We start from the raw sequence: 17,327 nt of genomic DNA, 5'->3' as shown, positions 1-17,327 counted from the left end.
TAAGGTTTGCATGTTTTGTGGAGTTTTTCTGAGTGAAAAAATGATAGCAAAGCGACTACACGAAAAAATTCGGCACGAGATAACGCGGCGTGTGGCAGAGCAGGAGTATGCCGTGGGCGAACGACTGCCGTCGATCTGCGAGCTCGCCGATAGTTTCGGTGTCAGTGTGACAACTGTAGGTCGCGCAATAGAAGATCTCCGGTCGACTGGGATAGTGGACTGCGTGCCCGGGCGTGGAATCTTTGTGAGGGAGAAGCGACGATTCATCCTTGATTTTGGTTTTTCGCTTACGCGTTCTGTCGGTCGGCAGCCCCCTGTTATTGAGCCACAGACCACGATAGTTTCCGTAACACGAGAAGAGCTCTCAAGCTTCGCATTCAGAGAATTTGATGTTCCAATTGAACCCATTTGCTGTGTCAGAACGTTGACGTCGATTGCTACAATGCCGATTGTGTTTGACACTCTATACGTGTCGCAATGCTTTGGCGATGATATTGTTGACGAGCTGGATAGGAAGTCGGTTGGTGAGTTGCTACATGACCGTGGAATTTCCGTCGAAAGCTCAAGATTGCTTTTACAAGCACGGCCTGCCTCGGATGAGGCGAAAGCTGTCTTTTCGATTCCAGAAGGATTTCCAACGCTACAGCGGGTTTATCAGTTAATAGCAGAAGACCCAGTGGTCTCGGTCTTTGGGGTATCCGAGTCGCCGTTCGACCGGCTGGCATGGAGGACGGAGTGAATGGGATGGGATGTTTCGGGTCGAGGGCAATGCTGATTGACAGTGTCACGTGAGATTCCCCCGGTTTTTCGCCTTCCAGAGGCCCGGGTTATGCAGCCGCACCTCTTGTCCGCTGAGCCACAAGCCAGTCTTGCATGACCTGGGATGGCGACGCGAAGCCAAGCGATGAGTGACGACGACTGCGGTTATAAAACTCTTCGAAATATTCGAACGTCCGCCACGGCTTCGCGATGCGTGCGATACCTCGTGTCATGCAGGCGCTCGTTCTTCAGGCTGTTGAAGAAACTTTCCGTCGGTGCGTTATCCCAGCAACTGCCTTTGCGGCTCAGATGCACGTGATGTCCGAGGTGAACACCTGATTGGGTTGCGAATGCACGCGAGGCGCTCGCGCTCGTCTGCTTCCCTGGCGATCTGCTCATCGAGCCAGGCTGTGAGCTTTTCGAGCTGCGCGAGCTGCATGGGCTTCGCCCGCTTCTCGGTTGCGGGATGCAGCGCAACGATGCCTCTGAGAACCTTGCGTACATGCGGTGCCTTCGTCGGATCCGGAAAACCCTGCGTCTGATGCCATTGCGCGAGCGCTGCAAGCCGCGAGCGCAGGGTATTGATAGACAGGGTTTCTGCGTGATCGGCAAGGTACCGCGCGATCATGTCAGCGCTCGCGGGCAGAAAGCCCCGCATCCGGTGTGCCGACTGCGGGCATCGTGTACTGCTGACGCTGGACGACCAGGTCGTCTATACGCACCTGGCCGGCGATCGCACAGTGGGCCTCTATCCACTAATGCCGGACGGCACCTGCTACCTGCTCGCTGTCGACTTCGACGAGGAAGGCTGGCGTGAAGATGCGCAGGCATTCCGGCAATCCTGCCTCGAGATGGACGTGCCCGTATCGCTCGAAATCTCGCGTTCAGGCAACGGCGCTCACGCGTGGATCTTCTTCTCGTCGGCCGTTGCTGCACGTGACGCGCGACGGATGGGCTCAGCCATCATCAGCCACACCTGTACCCGGACCCGTCAGCTCGAACTGACGTCCTATGACCGGCTCTTCCCGAACCAGGATGTGCTGCCCAAAGGCGGCTTCGGTAACCTCATTGCCCTGCCGCTGCAGAAGCACCCGCGCGAGCATGGTTGGAGCGTGTTTGTCGATGACGGCTTTCAGCCGTACGCTGATCAGTGGTCGTATCTCGCGTCCGTGCAAACCATGGACAGCCGCGACATCGAGGGGGTGATCTTTCGCGCCACGGGCGGTGCGCACCCGCTCGACGTCGCGTTCATCGCCGAGGAGGATCAGGCCGAACCGTGGAAGCCGCCACCCGCGCAGCCGAAGCGGCTGGCCGGAACGATGCCGGCATCGCTCACACTGACGCTCGCGAACCAGCTCTATCTTGAAAAGGCGCAGCTTCCGCAGGCACTGCTCAACCGGCTCATCCGGCTGGCCGCCTTCCAGAATCCGGAGTTCTACCGGGCCCAGGCGCGCGGCTTCAGCGTATGGGACAAGCCACGCATCATTGGGCGCGCCGAGAACTGCCCGCGCCACATTGCATTGCCGCGCGGATGCCTTGACGACGTCGTGACGCTACTGCGCGATAACGACATCGCCTGCGACATCCGCGACGAGCGCTGCACCGGCGAGCCGCTTGCAGTTCCGTTTGCCGGCACGTTGCGCGATGACCAGCAGGCGGCCGTCACCGACCTGCTGCGACACGACACCGGCATCCTGCATGCGCCGACGGCGTTCGGCAAGACCGTGACGGCGGCCGCGATGATCGCGCAGCGTGGCGTCAACACGCTCGTGCTTGTGCACCGCCGGGAGCTGCTTGACCAGTGGTGCGAGCGCCTGCAGTCGTTTCTCGCACTCGACGCGCGCGCGATCGGCACGATCGGCGGTGGCAAGTCGAAGGCGACGGGCCGGATCGATGTCGCGATGTTGCAATCCGTGGCACCCGATGGTGCCCGCGGCGAGCTGTTGCGGCGTTACGGCCATGTCATTGTCGACGAATGTCACCACGTCTCGGCGGATTCCTTCGAGGCGGTGCTCAAGGCCGTCCATGCCCGTTACGTGCTGGGTCTGACGGCGACGCCCGTGCGGCGCGACAGCCAGCAACCGGTGATGTTCATGCTGTGCGGGCCGATCCGGCATGCGGCGAAATCCCCGGCCAGCGCGCCCCAGATGCTCGAGGTCTTCCCGCAAAGGCTCACCTCCGCAGTGGACGTCGCGGCCGACGCGCCAATCCAGGCGGTGTTCGCTCAGCTCGCGCAGGACACCCCGCGCACGCAGATGATCGCGGCGGCTGTACATGAACAGTACGGGCAGGGGCGGAACGTGCTGGTACTCACCGAGCGCACGGACCATCTCGAAAGCCTGCAGCAGATGCTGCAAGACACGGTACAACCGCTGTTCGTGCTGCACGGTCGCCTCGGCCGGAAAGCGCGGGTGGCACAGCTGGCTGCCCTTGACGCGCTGGCCGGTGACACGCCCCGCGTGGTGCTGGCGACTGGCAGGCTCGTAGGTGAAGGCTTCGACCATCCGGCGCTGGACACGCTGGTGCTGGCCATGCCGGTTGCGTGGAGGGGCACGCTGCAGCAGTACGCCGGCCGGCTGCACCGCGAGCATGCGGGCAAGACCGGCGTACGGGTGATCGATTATGTGGATGGCGGCCATCCGGTGCTGCAGCGCATGTGGGAGAAACGCCAGCGCGGCTACCGGGCAATGGGCTATCAGGTCCGCACGCCCGGAGAAGATATCCAGCTCCAGTTGGCCTGAAACCGGTGGTGAATTCGTATTCCGTATCGTTTCTTGCTGTTTGCTGTCACCGGCACGTTAGTCGTCGCGCATTGCAGACTGAAGACCGAGGTGCTCGACGAACGGATCGAAATCCCGGTCGCTGAAGAGCAGCGGCGCACCGTTTTCAATGCACCACGTCGCGATCAGCGTATCGATGGTTTTGCGGATCGTTACGCCCTGCGCTCGCAAGATGCGGTAATTCCGGGCCGCCTGAATGGCGTTATCCGGCCCCACCAGCGAGACGACATCGAATCGCGTCGTCATCAGCTGCCGGGCAGTATTGAACGCCGACTCGGCGGCAAATCCCTGTAGCACCTCGGCGACGATCAGGTCGCCGGTGACCAGCACCTCCCGGCCCAGCAGGGCATCCAGTCGGCTGGCTTGGGGTGAAGCCAGCCCCCGGAAGTAGTCGATCCACACGCTTGAATCGACGAGTATCACTGGTCGCGCCTCATGGCATCCAGGTCGCCTTCCCACGGTAATTTGCCGCGGAACTGGCGAATCTGCTCCTGCTGCTTGAGCCGGATGATCGTTTTCAGGCCAAGCTCGACCGCTTCACGTTTGGTCCGGATGCCCGTTGCGGCAAGCGCTTCGGCCATCAACCGGTCGTCGATCTCGATATTGGTACGCATGGCGCGCCTCGTATATGTGTATAAAACAATTGAATTATACACATCAAACGCTTGTGGTCCACGCTCCGGGTTGCGACATCCCGATTTGACCAGCAATCCCCTGGAGATCGTCAATTTCCATGTTTCGTACCGGTTGTGCGGCGGAACCAGCCGGATTCGGACCATCACACTGGATAATGCGCCTTTATCGCAGGCCAGCCACACCCACATCCGGCCGCCCTTGACCGCGTTCAGCGATACGTATATACATGGTACGTAATACAGTACGATATTCGAGCGAGGAAGCAGATGGCCCGCACCGGTCTTACGCGCATGGACGTGAAGCGCGCCCGCGACGCGTTGCTCGCACAGGGGCAGCACGCATCGATCGACGCGATACGTATCGCGCTCGGCAACACGGGCTCGAAAACCACGATCCACCGCTACCTGAGGGAACTGGAAGAAGATGAGGGCGCGTCACTGACACGCGCCGGGTCGCTCTCGGACGCGATCCAGGATCTGGCGGCCCGGCTCGCGGCCCGCCTGCATGAAGAAGCACAAGCCCTCGTCGACCAGCAGGCCGCCGCTGCGGCCGCGCAGCGCCAGCAGGCGCAGTCCGAAATCGCAAGGCTCGGCGCTGAGCTGGCCACGGTGCGGGAGCAGCTCTCTGGCGCGACCGCCGCCCTTTGCGCGGAGCAGGAGGCGCACGCCGGGACTCGCGTGGCGTTGCATCAGCGCGACCTGGACGTCGAGCGGCTCACCCAGCAGGTAGGCGACCAGACCGAGCGCCTTGCCGAGCAGGAAGGCTTCCGCCTGTCGCTTGAGGCCAGGCTCGTGCATGCGCGCGATGCCCTTGAGCACTTCCGTACGGCTGCGCGCGAGCAGCGCGAACAGGAAGCGCGCCGACATGAGCAGCAGGTCCAGCAGGTGCAGGCTGAGCTACGCCAGGCGAACCAGACGGCCATCGTCCGGCAGAACGAGATCACACAGCTGAACCGGGACAACGCGCGGCTCGTCGCAGAAGCGACGGCCACGACCCGGCTCGCACGCGATCAGCAGGCACATGGCGAGGCGCTGCAGTCCGCCCTCAATCGTGCGCTCACCGATCGGGCGCGCGCCGAGGCCGAGCGCGACGCAGCGCAGTCGGCAGCCGATGCGCGGGCAGCCGAGCTGCTCCAGGTACGCGAGGCTCGCGACTCGCTCCGCGCGGACCGCACGAAGCTGGCCGCGCAGCTCGAAGCACAGCAGCAGCTCCTGGTGGACTACCGGATGCGGCTGGGCGGCGCGGACGCGGCGGGCTGAAAGCGCCGCGTCGCGTGCCGAAAGGACATCACGCTGGCAGAGTTGCGCAGTTTCTCCACGCGGGCCACGATTACCGCCTCGAGCTTCGTCAACGAATATCACTGGGGCAACCTCAAGGGCGACCCGCTCGAGTGGGTACAGCAATATTTCGATGCCCACGTCTACTCCTCCAACTGGGGGAGCTGCCGCCTGCTTCTTCGCCTGCCGCGCGGGACGTTTGACGCGGCGACCCTCCGCGATTACGTCAAGGCTGGACGAAAGAGGCGCTCCCGTTTCGAGAAAGCGTTCGAGGCCATGGACGTCGATGACTGGTGCCTCCTCGACTGGTCGTTCAACGATGACTCGGGCGAACACGCCCGCTTCTCGGAGGAGATGGATGGTGCGGGGTGGATGACGCGCCTGCTGCCTGTACGCGACGAGCTGCTCGGCGGCGATGCTCGCCCGCTTTATCTTGGCTGGCTTGCCCGCCTCGGGAATGATGAGCTACACGATGATGAAATCGAACCGCCGGTGCCTGCGGGATTACAGGCGTTGACGCCCGCACAGGTAGCACTGGCCGAGTTTCTGATGCTGGATGCGGAATGGCTCGCCGCCGCCGCCGAGGAATGTTTGCACTGGGCCGCATGAAAAAAACTGCTGCCCCACACAGTTTGTTCTGGCTGAACTACATATCAATTATTTTGATGTTAATTGTCTTGTGTCTCCCCCCCCAGGAGGCGAAAATTTTATCTCGCGCGGGCAGTGTGCGGTAACCAAGTGGGCTCGCCAACCCAAGCTCCGTCGACTGGTTTCTGAGCCGCAGTGCGTTATGGATCGTCATCGACGAAGTCAGCCAAGTTGACAGTGCGCTTCTCACCACCACGAGAGCGCCCCACTACCTGCTCGCGGTACAGCGACGCAAGATTTCGTGAGGATACGTAATGCCGGGCCTTCGCATGCTCGATGCCAAAGTAACGTTGCATCGTGACGACGGCGTCCGCGCTCCTGAAGCCAGCTTTCCCTAACACTTCAAATGCTTTTTCAACACGGCACAGACTGACCACCAAGTCGCCTTCTTGAAGCCACTCTCGCTCAATGTCGACTGCAAGGTCGTCGCAGCAGATCTTATTGAACGTCTCTTGGATCATCGCGTCGGGACCTTCAACGCAATAGATGCCTAGATGGACCAGTCGGAATACCACGCCCACGACGAGGGTTAATTGGGGTGGTACCGCAGCGCGAGGAGACTGCATTACCTTATTCACGTGACCATCCTTATGCTGCACTGCCCATGAGGTAAGAATCAATTCCTAACGGGCCGAAAAGACCTCTTGGTTTCGATTTCGGTTCTGCGTGGTCGACAGCTTGATCACGCCACGCTGTCCTCGTGAAAAAGGGGCGCGCCAACCGCTGCCCAAAGCTTAGTGACGGAAAGCACAAATGGTTGGGCTGGTCGTAACTGTCTGTGTGATAGTTCATGAGAAGATGACTGTTAAGTTTATCCATGGCTGTGTCGCGATAGTGGACTCAGGGCGAGTAAGGGCCGTTACGATAACAAGTGGTTGCGGGGGCACTGTCACGTTGGCGAGGTAGTCACGCAAGATGACACGATGAAGAAAAGAAAATCGCTTTATCACGGCCACCGGTTCCCGGCGGCAGTCATTAGTCTCGCGGTTCGGTGGTATTTCCGGTTCCAACTGAGCCTGCGTGATATTGAAGAACTGCTGTTCGAGCGCGGTGTCGTTGTCAGTTACGAGACGATCCGCCGCTGGTGCGACAAATTCGGCGTGGGCCTCGCACATCGCGTCAAAGTTGCCCGCCGCAAGCCTGGGCGCACATGGCATCTGGACGAAGTCTTCGTTACGTTGCGCGGTGAGCCTTATCTGCTCTGGCGGGCAGTCGACCAGCACGTCGCCGAACTCGACATCCTGCTGCAGAAACATCGCGATAAGGCCGCAGCAAAGCGCTTCTTCAACCGCGTGCTGGCCGCCTGTGCCAACGCGCCACGAAGGATTGTCATCGAACACCAGACCCATTCACCGGAGCAACCATGCGACTATCGCCTGATTCACAGCATATGGCCAGCTATTACCTTCAGCAAGGTTATGACGCGCAGTCCACCACCAACGAGGTTAACCGGCATCGCCCTGGCCGGATTCCCTACCAGGCGGATGACATCCGGCAATTCCGCCAGAATCAGAATGCAGCATCTGTGCTGGGTGGACTGCCCCAACGAGGCAGGGGGCAGTCAGGTCAATCACATGTTCCCCGCGCTTCAATAAACCAACCGACCGTAGCGCCTACTCTTGATCAACAGATCACGCAGTTGCAAGACGAGAGGTCCTACCTTGCAAACGTGGACGGCCGCATCGATCATCGGATTGCTGAACTGCAAGATCAGTTGCGCAATCCAGCTCCTCCGCCGCAAAGCGCCCCTGCAGGCAGCGGTGGTCCAGCAGCCAGCGCACTGACGCACTACTCTCAAGCCGATCTGACGCGGGAGTTGATTGCGCGCCGCAACCCTCAAGACTTCGCTGGCGCACCATTGCCTTCCGGGATCGATAGTCGCGCAACCGGATCGACGTATGACTCGCGCTATTCCGATGCGTCTGGGCAGCTCCCACCCAGCTCACTTGCCAGTTCCTCAAGAGCGCCAGCAACAGTGACAAATTCCAGCCGCGAGGGCAGGCAGGTGGCAGCCGCGCCCTATCCTCCCCCCTCGCAACGTTCCCGCTCGAGCGCCACAACCGTCAAGCCTATCAATTGCAGCCACAAGCCAGGCGGTGTCGTCAATACGGACACATTTGTTGGATGTGACGTCACCGATGATGAACTGAAGCAAGGCGACAAGAAAGCCCTAGACCGAGTTGCAAGGCGAAAATCAATGTATCAAAAAGCGCAAAAACTAGGCGTAACGACGACCGGCGCGGTTGACCGGGCAGAAAAAGACGCCCGGGCCGCCGCCAAGGGCTTCACCAGCCGACAGGCGGCTGAGCGCGCAGCAAGAGACGCCCGGGCCGCCGCCAAAGGCTTCCCCAGCCGACAGGCGGCTGAGCACGCAGCAAGAGACGCCCTGGCCGCCGCCAGAGGCTTCCCCAGCCGACAGGCGGCTGAGCGCGCAGCAAGAGACGTCCGGGCCGCCCGTCAGCTAGGGTCGGAGGCAATGGACGCTGATCTTGCCAGAATTCAAGCGGGCGAAAGAGCGTTGGCAGAGAGAGGAGGTATGTCCGTTAACGGGGTATCAACAAGGTAAGCATAAGTTCCTATCATAAGCCTTGGAGTTATAAAGACTGCGCCGGTTATTACGATTTGTGCAGTAACCTCTGATTTTTCTTGCGCTAATCTGAGCGGCCCTCTGCGATCCGGACGATCCGCAATGGCTACCCTCGAACGCACCGCGTACCCGCGCTTCCCCGAGGTCCTGGCATCCCGGGAACTGCAAACCTGCTACACGCCACTGCCCGACGAGCTCGAATGGGCACGCCGGTCAACGCGCGGCGAGCGACCTCGACTGGGCCTGCTGGTGCTGCTGAAGGTCTTTCAGCAACTGCACTATTTCCCTCCGCTCGATACCATTCCGGCGGCGTCGTTGAACAAGTTCGGGCAGCCGCCGATATCGGCGACACCATGCAATTAGGCTACGACACTGAGACCTCCCCAACGCTGTTCCGGCATTACGCGGCGGTTCGCACCTGGCTCGACGTGAAACCGTATTACGGCACCGACGCGAACGCGATCGCGACACGGGCAGGTACCAGCGAACGCACAGAATGATGATCTCCCGATCAAAATGGCGTCCGCCGAACAACTTCTCCGGACTCTTCAGCTTGCTCATCTCGGCTCGTCGGTTCGTTTTGTTCCGACAACTCTAACCCATTCGCCGGCCCTATTTGCACCAGAGCCAGCCAAGGCGGCGAACCCCACAAACAGCATTTCCTTGATTCGCATCAGTGACTTTGCCATTTGGTGGGACTATCTTGCTTGCTAAGCAATAAGAAATGGGTTTTCTTACTGCTACGGAGTTCATCGGGGATACGCGTGTTCTGGGGGGCGGAAGCGAAGGAGTGCTACCGGCCATCGCGTCGTGCGTGCCCATTCAATTCAATGATTTTGCACGAGAGATCATTATGTCAACAGAAGCTGTTGTAGATACCATAAGTTTTCGCAACGATGCCGACCGTGACAAGCTACGCACAGATAGCGGCCTGTCCGAGCAGGAATTTGACGCGGCCTGCAAAGAAGCATATGAGCTGCTCGAAAAAGATGGGGCTATTCTTAACGAATTCAAAATCCGAGCCGTCCGTGGTGCGATTCGTTTTCCATATAAATTGGACATCCCCTTAGCCATAGCGAGCATTCATCTAGAAATTCAAAATCCAGAGGATGGCAAGTACACCGCTGCTGTCAAAAGCAAAATTCTCGGATTTACAATCGGTGAGGCCCTTTTGACATTCTCGGACGGCCAGCTAACTCGTACTGAAAAAATCGGAACAGAAAGCCTCGGTGGCAATTACACCATCACCATACGCGTAAAAGATGGATTCGCCGTGCAATTAGAAGCCCATCTCCACGTAAAAATATTTGGAGTACGCACCGTTGATTTTGGTCCAAAATGGATTTTTTGAACCATTGCCCGCAGCGAATGTAAGGTAAGCGTCAAACCGAGGCCGTCTTGACGATCAGAACTTGGTCTCTGAGAGCCGCTGATTGGCCCCTGACCACGATAAGCACTTATGCGCTGCAGGGCATAAGTGCTTACCTTGTCGCTACCCCTTGCCGGGACTCAGTGCCGTTGCGCAGGCTTTGCTTTCGTTCGCGTATGCGCGGGCATGTATCGAGTCGCGGCAGGGTAAAGGAGGCTTCTCGCCGCAGTCCCCGATGCAATTGAGTTAGGCCGACGAGAGGACTGCCTGCATTCAAGGGAAGTCCACGGTACATGCGAGCCTGTCAAACGGCGCTTGGAGGACGCCATAAACGATAATTCCGGGTTCGCTCGTCATCATCCGATATAGCCGCCGCAGCACGGGATAGCCATTGGGAACGCCGAATATTTCTTCCACTTCGGCGGTGGCGGGTGCCGCGTCGATGATCAGATAGGTCCGGGTGACGTGGATCGCGTGCTTGGCCAGAGCGTCGACGACGAAGCGCTCTCCGAACTCGTCCACAATATCGTCGCCGATATCCGGAGAAAGATAGGTCGTGTCGTACACGACTGGCGCATCGTCCATCCAGATCGTTTTTCGGACACAGAGCATCACGTGGTCGGGCAGGGCGATCGTACTCAAGGTCGGATCGGATATTTTCTCTCTCGTGACCGATACTGAACGTATGCTCGAATCGTCAAACGACGGCTGCATCGCGTCGAGTTGATGCAACAGCCGCTTTTGTTGTTTGACGTATGTTCCTTTCCCGGGAATCGATACGAGCGTCCCTGCGGCTTGCAGGTCGCGTAGCGCACGCTTTATCGTAATCGAACTAACACCGAATTCTTCACTAAGCATGGCCGTCGACGGGATCGCGGCGTCGGGAGAATAGGTGCCGACTGCGATGCGTCGACGGAGTTCCTCGCGTACCGTTTCATGCAGCGACGGTGAGGGTTGTAATTGGGGCTTGATCAAGTTGACTCTCGGGCGCGAAAGGTCGATGGGACCAACGGGACTATAGCCCGGGCGTCCATGGATGCCTAGTATCCCAAGCATTTACGGAACGTTTTGCGGACAACGGGCAGCATCCGGCGCACCGCTTTACATCGAAACAGCCCAGGCGTCCTGTGACGAACTGTCGGATGTCGGGAAGGCGCTAAACAATCGGCGCACCGACATCAACGACGGTTCAGGTCTCACCTTGAAGCTCATGCGCCTCGCAAAATATACTAGGTATCATTTCGGTGTAACCGCCAACTGAAAATAGGGCGATATGGCGCAGCGACCGGCATCCATGGCTTGGGGAGCCGACCCCAAACGGCATAACGGCCCCCGGGGTCGTAACGCGGGCGTCGCGACTGAGCCTCTACGAGAACACCGGGATAGCAACATCACGAGCGCACTCAAGTTTGCCGATCTCGCACTGAAGATCACGAGCTGGCCGATCGGGATCGTTACGTCGGACGCCAAGGGTCCTACTGCCGCTGCTTCGCGATCGTCATCAGTCTGCAATGCGCAATAACTCAATGAACTCGCGCATCGAGCCATGGTTTTCCATGTCCATTCCTTGTTCGAAGATTTCCGCGCCTTTCGACACCAAGGCGGTTCCTCGGAGGTTGCGCAGAAACTTCTCTTCCACGTCTGCATCCTCGAACGGACGGCGCCAGTGACCCAGTGGCCATTTCACTGACGTCTCGAGCAAACGACCGTCTGATAGCATGATGGTCACGGACGACATATGCTGATCGATCTTCCAGAATGCTTCCTCAGCGACCGGATCGACTTCGACGTCGATCTTTTCCATCAATTCAAGAACGTCCTCGCTTGCCATCAAGGATGGTTCATACCATTCTCGTCCCGCTTGGAGGGAGAGCGCCGCCATTGCAGATACATACTGGACGGACAATTGGGCATTGATATCGGAAGGCGGTCGCCTGTCGGAGAACCATTCCGATATTCTTGAAATCGTCCGAATCTGAATGCTGCGTATATCTTTGTGGTCAATCGAGTGCTGTTCGGCCAGATTTGAAATTGCTTCGATGGTCGTATGGAGAAATGCGCAGCATGGAAATGCTTTAAAGGACGATTCTCTCGTTCGCCAATTGTGGGCGAGATCAGCAGAAAGCAGGCTGGCATTGAATCGATCGGATCCAATGATGCTAGCGAAACCTCTGTGGGGGTCACTAAGCATCGCGAAGGGGCCGATGATGTCGTGACGTGCGCAGAGTGCGGCCTCGATTCCCGCTAGGGCCATCTGGCCATAGTTCGCCTTGAGTGCATGCGCAGGCTGTCCATACTGGACGTACCACAGAGGCAGACAGGTATTGGCCGCGGCGTGGCCTAGCGCAGAGCGGAACTGCTCTTCCGAGCCGCCAGCGACGACCATGGCGGCGGCTCCGGCAGCCAGGCCGTGCCATGCGTGATATACAGCGAATCGCAGATACACTTCGGGACTGGCTTGCGTGGCGTCGTGCAGTCGGAGACCTGCCTCATAACCGGCGACGACACCGGCGAGAAACCGCTTTGGTGGGGTATTTAGATGTTCGCTGAGCGCCAGCGCGGCAGGTATGACCGTCGCACTTGGATGGCCTACCGCGACGTCCTCGTAGTCGAGAACATCCGACAACCACGCGTTCACCTTGCCAGCCAGCGATGGCGGCATACGCAATGAGGTTCCCAAAACGGTGCAGCCATCTTGTTGTTTGGTGCTCCCGTAGCTGGCCAGGATCTTGCGGCCGAGCACCGTGTCCGTTCCGGCAACAATGCATCCGATCGTGTCCAGCGTCAGCAGTTTTGCCTTATGGACGACGTCTTCGGGAATGCGCTCGTAGCTGAGATCCGTGAGAAAGCGCGCTAACAGCCCGGCGTGTGCATGGACTGGATTGTTCGGAAACAGGATATGGTCCCGGTGTGACGACGCGGATTGCGCGTCAGCCGACGCAGTGCAGTCCTCTTCGTTTATCATTCGTGCCCTCTATGTCTAGAATTATGCTTCGCGAGAAACGTTGATCGCGGATAGCGAATCGCCGAATTCGGGCTGCTCCTTGTAGCCATGCGAAGTGGCCACCATGACGACGCGAGCGTTCTGTCCAATCTGCCCGTGATCTATCAATCTGCGCAGTCCCGTGAGCGAGGCGACACTCGAGCGCTCGAGGTACAGTCCCTCACGCGCGAGTACAAGCTGGTCTGCGATGACCTGTTCATCGCGGACCGCGACACCCACACCGTCAGTCGAATCGAGCGCCAGTAAAGTCTGGCGAGTAACGGTATCGCCTCCGATTGACTCCATGACCGTGTCCCCCGAATAGTCGCTGCAAACCATGCCATGCCCCTGTTGCGCTAGACTGATTCGTGGGAATGGTTCGACAGCGTGAACCTTTGGAATGGAGTGCACCAGACCCGAGTCGCGAAGGTCCCGGTAGCCTTTCGCAATACCCCAGAGCACGTCACCGCGTGCGGTCGGAACGATGATGTCCGTCGGCGGACGCGCCGAAAATTGCAGGTAGAGTTCGAATGCGATTGCGCGATAACCGTCGACGCCAAACGGATTGCTCCCGACGGGCGGCATGATCGAATTTGTGACCGGATACCATTCGCCCTGCCGCACACGCTGGGCGATGAGGGCCCAGCGATCGTCTGGATTTTTGGTCGCGATGATTCGCGCGCCATGCATTTCGATTGCTCTGCGCCAGTTCGGGCTGATTTCCGGTGTCGTCACGACCACACATTCGATACCGGCTCGGGCGGCATAGGCTGCCGTCGAAACCCCGGCATTGCCGCTCGATGCAACCGCGACGGTCGTCGCGCCGACGTCGATCGCTCGCTGGACAACGATTGCACCCATCCTGTCCTTGTGGGAGCCGGTTGGATTGCAGAATTCATTTTTTGTATGCAATGCATCGATGCCCAGTGCGACGGCGAGCCGGGGCAGCGCCGATAGCGGCGTGTTGCCTTCTCCCAGTCCCGTAGCACCGCGATACGACAGCCAGTCCGTGATGTTTTCGGTATTCAGGTCCGCCGGAAAAGCGGTGTAATGCGGTGCGACGCTCGCCGGTGTGCCCGCCCTTTGGCACGACGGGCAACCTTCGAAATAGTCGTCCAGCGCGTGTACTAGCCCGCACTGGATACACTTCATGCCGGAAACGTTGGGATTGAGTCGGCTCATCAGTTCGCTCCCGGGACGTATGACGTGGCCGCGTCCTCCAAAAGTCCGAAAAGACAATCGCCGCGGCTCGCCAATGCCGGATGCCGCTTGCAAACGACCAGTCCCGCACGGCGGAAGTAGATTTCGACGGGCGGGTCATGCGGTCGGTCGATCGAATGCAGGAGCCCGGCAAGCTGACCTTCTTCGACTCGCTCGCCGAGCTGCGCCATGGGCTCGAACAACCCGTCGTATTCGGCATACACGAACAGGTCCATGCTCTCGCAACTCATCAACGTGACTTGCGCGGGATCGGGCACGTCGCATGACGACAGGATGCCAAGATGCTTGAGAAGTCTGAGCGAGCCCTCTTCGGCCAGCGTACAGCCGTTGCCTCGAAGCGTGGTACCTCCGCCCAGCTCCGCCGTGATGACCGGCACCCCGAATTGGGCAGCTGCAGCAGGCAGTGTGGTATTGCCGCCGCCACCGGCGCCGTCGGTAAATTCCGCAAGCGGCACGCCGAATACACGCAGCAGGTCGTGCAGGCGTTCGATTTCCGCTTCCGTATTTGCGCTACGGACGAGTGCACACGGCATATAGTCGAGCGAGCGGCCGCCCGAGTGGAGATCAACGACGAGATCGGCCATCGGCAGAAGCACTTCGCAGACATAGTGCGCGATCATTTCGGTGGCGGTACCGTGCGCGCGCCCGGGATAGACGCGATTGAGGTTGCCTCCGTCAATGGGTGAAACCCTTCGCCCCGCCTTGACCGCCGGAAAGTTGAGTGACGGAAGAATGATCACGCGTCCGTGCAGATTGTCGTGGACTAACTGTCTCGCGATGCGCATAAGGCCGATCTGGCCTTCGTACTCGTCGCCATGCGTTCCCGCGAGCAGTACCGCAGTCGGACCGTCGCCATTTTTCACGCAGACGACCGGAATCGGAATCCAGCCATACGCGGACGTGTCGGTGGAAATCGGCAGCCGCAAGCAATCGACTTGCTTGCCGTTCTTTTCGTAGTCGATCGTCGACCAGATTCGTGTAGAGCCTGACATGTGAAACCTATGAGAGATCGGATGTTTATCGAATCACGGGAAGGGTTTCTGGCGAGGGTGGGCACAGGAACTCGATGCCGGACTCGGTGACGAAGACCACTTCCTCGAACTGAAACACAGCGCCATCGCGCTCAAGTTTCGGTTCGATGTGCAGAATCATCCCTGGCTCGATGACCGTCGTGTCGGCCCTCGACAGCGACGGCGGCTCGGTTACGTCGAGGCCACCACCATGACCGATGCGCGATACGGCGCCGTACACCGACCCCAATGCGGCGTCGCGCCACAGTGCGTCGAAGTGTTGGTACACCTCGGAACACGTGATTCCGGGGCGGATATGGTTGACAACATCCAGCGTCAGCAATCTCACCGCCGTGTAGGTCTCGAGTTCCCAATCCTTGGGGTCACCGGCACGAGCGATCCGATTGCGATCGGCCGGATACCCACCATACGTAGCGCGAAAATCGGTCCATACGTAATGACCTACTTCGAGCTTCCGATCCTTCGCCGTGCGAGCGTAGGCGAAATCGCCGCTGGAAAAGAGCATCGCAATCGGATCGGCACTTTCGGCGCCGTTCAGATAGATCTGTGCCTGCATGAGGTAATAAAGTTCGTACTCCGTCATGCCAACATAGGCGTGCTTGATCGTCTGGTCGAATGCCGTATTGACGATCTCATATGCGGTTCGATTGAGATCGGCTTCGAATCTGGACTTGACCAGCCTGACTTTCCAGATCGCATCGGCTGCACTTTTGACGCGACCGCTCGCATCGATCGAACTGAGCGCGTCGATCAATCCCAACGAACCACGTCCGAACATGTCTTGACCATAGTCCACTGCAATATGGACACCGCTCCCGGTCGTCTTGCCCTCTAGCCAGTCCGAAACAGCGGTGACAGCTTCGTCAAGATAGCCTTTGTAGTAGACCGGCTCGAAAATTCGATCTCTGAGCTGGATCGTTGTTGCTTCGCCAAGGCTGCCGAAGAGTGCGAAGTCTTGGGATGAAATGGCAGCGAAGATCGGGCGTGCTTTGTGATCCCAGGAGAGTTCCTGGTAGTCCGTGAAATAGTCAACGTTTTTCTTGTCGGTCAAAACAATAACGTCGATCCCGGCTTTTGCCATTTCCCGGCGGATGTTGGTCAATCGCTGGCGGAGTTCGTTTTCGGGAACCGGGGGAGCCGGCGCACGGAAGACGGCAGGAATGTCGAGTTGAAGTGCAGTCATCTTTAGATCTCCATGTCATGAGACGGAAAGTCAATGGAACAGGCGAGGCGATCAAACGGAGCTTGAACAACGCCATAGATCGTCAAATTCGCGTCGGTGGTAATCATCTTGTAAATGCGACGCAGCATCGGATATCCGTTCGGAACCCCAAATATCTCGGCCGCGCGATCGGAAGCAGGAAAGGCTTCCACAACGATCTGTGTCTTGACGAGCCGGATGCCGCGGCGCTTCAGCGCGTCGACGATAAAGCTGCTGCCGAACTCGTCGATGATCTCGTCTTCTACGTTCGCCGAGAGGTAGCTGGCGTCATAGAGAAGTGGTGAGCCGTCTGATGAGATGACTTTCCTGACGCAGAGCATTGTATGGTCGGGGGCCGCAAGCGTGGCCATGGACGGATCACCGATCTTTTCCCGCGTCACCGAGATCAAGCTGATGTCGGCCCCATGCAGGGACGACATGCGCATATCGAGTTGACGCAGGATTCGCTGCTGTTTCTTCACGTAGGCGCCCTTGCCGCGAATCGTGACCAGCACGCCAGCGGCCTGCAAGTCACGCAGCGCCCGCTTCACGGTAATCACGCTGACATTGAATTCTTTACTCAACATGGCGGTGGACGGAATCGGCATGTCGCTCGCGTATATGCCATTCCTGACCCGCTTGAGAAGTTCGTCGCGCACTGTCTCGTACAAGGACAAAGTTGTCTCCAGTATTGGTCTGTTTATTCAAGCGGCTTTAGATCGACCTTCCAGTTTCGCTACTCGGGTAAACACGAGTGCACCGTCGAAGATCGTTGCTTGACATGCCTGGTATGCCAAGTATACTCAACGCACCAACAAAAGGAAAGGAGACAGTT

15 protein-coding genes and 4 pseudogenes are annotated in these 17,327 nt (G+C 58.8%); 7 read left to right on the top strand and 12 right to left on the bottom strand.

From position 1 onward, the window contains the following. Window positions 1–10 precede the first annotated feature (10 nt). Window positions 11–739 (top strand): GntR family transcriptional regulator, encoded by a 729-nt coding sequence (locus BFD71_RS39750; protein WP_083245650.1) that lies wholly within the window; start codon window positions 11–13, stop codon window positions 737–739. Between the two features lie 88 nt (window positions 740–827). Here the strand turns inward: BFD71_RS39750 and BFD71_RS39745 are convergent. Continuing rightward, window positions 828–1,068, bottom strand: a pseudogene (locus tag BFD71_RS39745) (integrase core domain-containing protein); the annotation flags it as partial. Continuing rightward, the gene (locus tag BFD71_RS35230) at window positions 1,040–1,387 is read right to left on the bottom strand and encodes a hypothetical protein (protein ID WP_069268839.1); all 348 of its coding nucleotides are present in this window, start codon (window positions 1,385–1,387) and stop codon (window positions 1,040–1,042) included. The pseudogene BFD71_RS39745 and the gene BFD71_RS35230, both read right to left, overlap by 29 nt. Here BFD71_RS35230 and BFD71_RS35225 point away from each other — a divergent pair. Next, window positions 1,386–3,500 carry a TOTE conflict system archaeo-eukaryotic primase domain-containing protein gene (locus tag BFD71_RS35225; protein WP_069268838.1) on the top strand — a complete coding sequence of 705 codons (2,115 nt, stop codon included), beginning with the start codon at window positions 1,386–1,388 and terminating at the stop codon, window positions 3,498–3,500. The genes BFD71_RS35230 and BFD71_RS35225 overlap by 2 nt on opposite strands. 57 nt (window positions 3,501–3,557) lie before the next feature. Here BFD71_RS35225 and vapC read toward each other — a convergent pair whose 3' ends face one another. Then, window positions 3,558–3,962 (bottom strand): type II toxin-antitoxin system VapC family toxin, encoded by a 405-nt coding sequence (vapC, locus tag BFD71_RS35220; protein ID WP_027820332.1) that lies wholly within the window; start codon window positions 3,960–3,962, stop codon window positions 3,558–3,560. Next, window positions 3,959–4,363 (bottom strand): type II toxin-antitoxin system VapB family antitoxin, encoded by a 405-nt coding sequence (locus tag BFD71_RS42460; protein ID WP_256095055.1) that lies wholly within the window; start codon window positions 4,361–4,363, stop codon window positions 3,959–3,961. Before BFD71_RS42460 ends, vapC begins: the two co-directional genes overlap by 4 nt. Before the next feature lie 78 nt (window positions 4,364–4,441). Here BFD71_RS42460 and BFD71_RS35210 point away from each other — a divergent pair, with 78 nt between their 5' ends. Both BFD71_RS35210 and BFD71_RS35205 read left to right on the top strand, forming a co-directional pair. Next, complete coding sequence (locus BFD71_RS35210; protein WP_069268837.1) at window positions 4,442–5,434, top strand: DNA-binding protein; 993 nt, start codon at window positions 4,442–4,444, stop codon at window positions 5,432–5,434. A gap of 42 nt (window positions 5,435–5,476) precedes the next feature. Beyond that, complete coding sequence (locus BFD71_RS35205) at window positions 5,477–6,061, top strand: hypothetical protein (protein WP_069268836.1); 585 nt, start codon at window positions 5,477–5,479, stop codon at window positions 6,059–6,061. Between the two features lie 179 nt (window positions 6,062–6,240). On the opposite strand, the gene BFD71_RS35200 is transcribed toward BFD71_RS35205, so the two are convergent. Beyond that, the gene (locus BFD71_RS35200; protein WP_141710902.1) at window positions 6,241–6,678 is read right to left on the bottom strand and encodes a hypothetical protein; all 438 of its coding nucleotides are present in this window, start codon (window positions 6,676–6,678) and stop codon (window positions 6,241–6,243) included. A gap of 345 nt (window positions 6,679–7,023) precedes the next feature. Between BFD71_RS35200 and BFD71_RS43075 the strand changes: the two are divergent. Together BFD71_RS43075 and BFD71_RS35185 are read left to right on the top strand one after the other, a co-directional pair. After that, window positions 7,024–7,455, top strand: a pseudogene (locus tag BFD71_RS43075) (IS6 family transposase); the annotation flags it as partial. Window positions 7,456–8,789: 1,334 nt separating this feature from the next. Next, window positions 8,790–9,163, top strand: a pseudogene (locus BFD71_RS35185) (DUF4158 domain-containing protein); the annotation flags it as partial. Here the strand turns inward: BFD71_RS35185 and BFD71_RS43070 are convergent. Further along, a pseudogene (locus BFD71_RS43070) lies at window positions 9,162–9,248 on the bottom strand (IS6 family transposase); the annotation flags it as partial. The pseudogenes BFD71_RS35185 and BFD71_RS43070 sit on opposite strands and share 2 nt — an antisense overlap. A gap of 163 nt (window positions 9,249–9,411) precedes the next feature. On the opposite strand from BFD71_RS43070, the gene BFD71_RS35180 reads away from it, so the two are divergent. Continuing rightward, window positions 9,412–10,038, top strand: coding sequence for a hypothetical protein (locus BFD71_RS35180; protein WP_069268831.1), 627 nt, complete (start codon window positions 9,412–9,414; stop codon window positions 10,036–10,038). 291 nt (window positions 10,039–10,329) lie between these two features. Here BFD71_RS35180 and BFD71_RS35175 read toward each other — a convergent pair whose 3' ends face one another. From BFD71_RS35175 to BFD71_RS35150, 6 genes are all read right to left on the bottom strand, one after another. Beyond that, on the bottom strand, window positions 10,330–11,031 hold the full coding sequence (locus BFD71_RS35175) for a GntR family transcriptional regulator (protein WP_069268830.1): 702 nt from the start codon (window positions 11,029–11,031) through the stop codon (window positions 10,330–10,332). 526 nt (window positions 11,032–11,557) lie between these two features. Then, window positions 11,558–13,021, bottom strand: coding sequence for an MmgE/PrpD family protein (locus tag BFD71_RS35170; RefSeq protein ID WP_069268829.1), 1,464 nt, complete (start codon window positions 13,019–13,021; stop codon window positions 11,558–11,560). Between the two features lie 21 nt (window positions 13,022–13,042). Further along, window positions 13,043–14,221, bottom strand: a complete 1,179-nt coding sequence (locus BFD71_RS35165) for a threonine synthase (RefSeq protein WP_069268828.1) — start codon at window positions 14,219–14,221, stop codon at window positions 13,043–13,045. Beyond that, entirely contained in the window at window positions 14,221–15,186 is a 966-nt protein-coding gene (locus tag BFD71_RS35160) for a succinylglutamate desuccinylase/aspartoacylase family protein (RefSeq protein ID WP_256095053.1), read from the bottom strand. The genes BFD71_RS35165 and BFD71_RS35160 overlap by 1 nt, the downstream gene beginning before the upstream one ends. Before the next feature lie 91 nt (window positions 15,187–15,277). Continuing rightward, the gene (locus tag BFD71_RS35155; protein ID WP_069268826.1) at window positions 15,278–16,474 is read right to left on the bottom strand and encodes a M24 family metallopeptidase; all 1,197 of its coding nucleotides are present in this window, start codon (window positions 16,472–16,474) and stop codon (window positions 15,278–15,280) included. 2 nt (window positions 16,475–16,476) lie between these two features. Continuing rightward, window positions 16,477–17,169, bottom strand: coding sequence for a GntR family transcriptional regulator (locus BFD71_RS35150; protein ID WP_069268825.1), 693 nt, complete (start codon window positions 17,167–17,169; stop codon window positions 16,477–16,479). Between the last annotated feature and the right edge of the window lie 158 nt (window positions 17,170–17,327).

The sequence above is a fragment of the Paraburkholderia nodosa genome (genome assembly GCF_001718195.1).
Classification (GTDB): domain Bacteria; phylum Pseudomonadota; class Gammaproteobacteria; order Burkholderiales; family Burkholderiaceae; genus Paraburkholderia; species Paraburkholderia nodosa_A.
The sequence above is the reverse complement of the archived record's forward strand: the minus strand, read 5'-3'. Positions and strand labels throughout refer to the sequence as shown.

What these genes read in the sequence shown, in the direction of transcription:
- BFD71_RS39750 (WP_083245650.1), top strand. Translation starts at nt 11, where the DNA reads ATGTTTTGTGGAGTTTTTCTGAGTGAAAAAATGATAGCAAAGCGACTA.
- BFD71_RS35225 (WP_069268838.1), top strand. Translation starts at nt 1,386, where the DNA reads ATGTCAGCGCTCGCGGGCAGAAAGCCCCGCATCCGGTGTGCCGACTGC.
- BFD71_RS35230 (WP_069268839.1), bottom strand. Translation starts at nt 1,387, where the DNA reads ATGATCGCGCGGTACCTTGCCGATCACGCAGAAACCCTGTCTATCAAT.
- BFD71_RS42460 (WP_256095055.1), bottom strand. Translation starts at nt 4,363, where the DNA reads ATGTGGGTGTGGCTGGCCTGCGATAAAGGCGCATTATCCAGTGTGATG.
- BFD71_RS35210 (WP_069268837.1), top strand. Translation starts at nt 4,442, where the DNA reads ATGGCCCGCACCGGTCTTACGCGCATGGACGTGAAGCGCGCCCGCGAC.
- BFD71_RS35180 (WP_069268831.1), top strand. Translation starts at nt 9,412, where the DNA reads ATGGGTTTTCTTACTGCTACGGAGTTCATCGGGGATACGCGTGTTCTG.
- BFD71_RS35170 (WP_069268829.1), bottom strand. Translation starts at nt 13,021, where the DNA reads ATGATAAACGAAGAGGACTGCACTGCGTCGGCTGACGCGCAATCCGCG.
- BFD71_RS35165 (WP_069268828.1), bottom strand. Translation starts at nt 14,221, where the DNA reads ATGAGCCGACTCAATCCCAACGTTTCCGGCATGAAGTGTATCCAGTGC.
- BFD71_RS35155 (WP_069268826.1), bottom strand. Translation starts at nt 16,474, where the DNA reads ATGACTGCACTTCAACTCGACATTCCTGCCGTCTTCCGTGCGCCGGCT.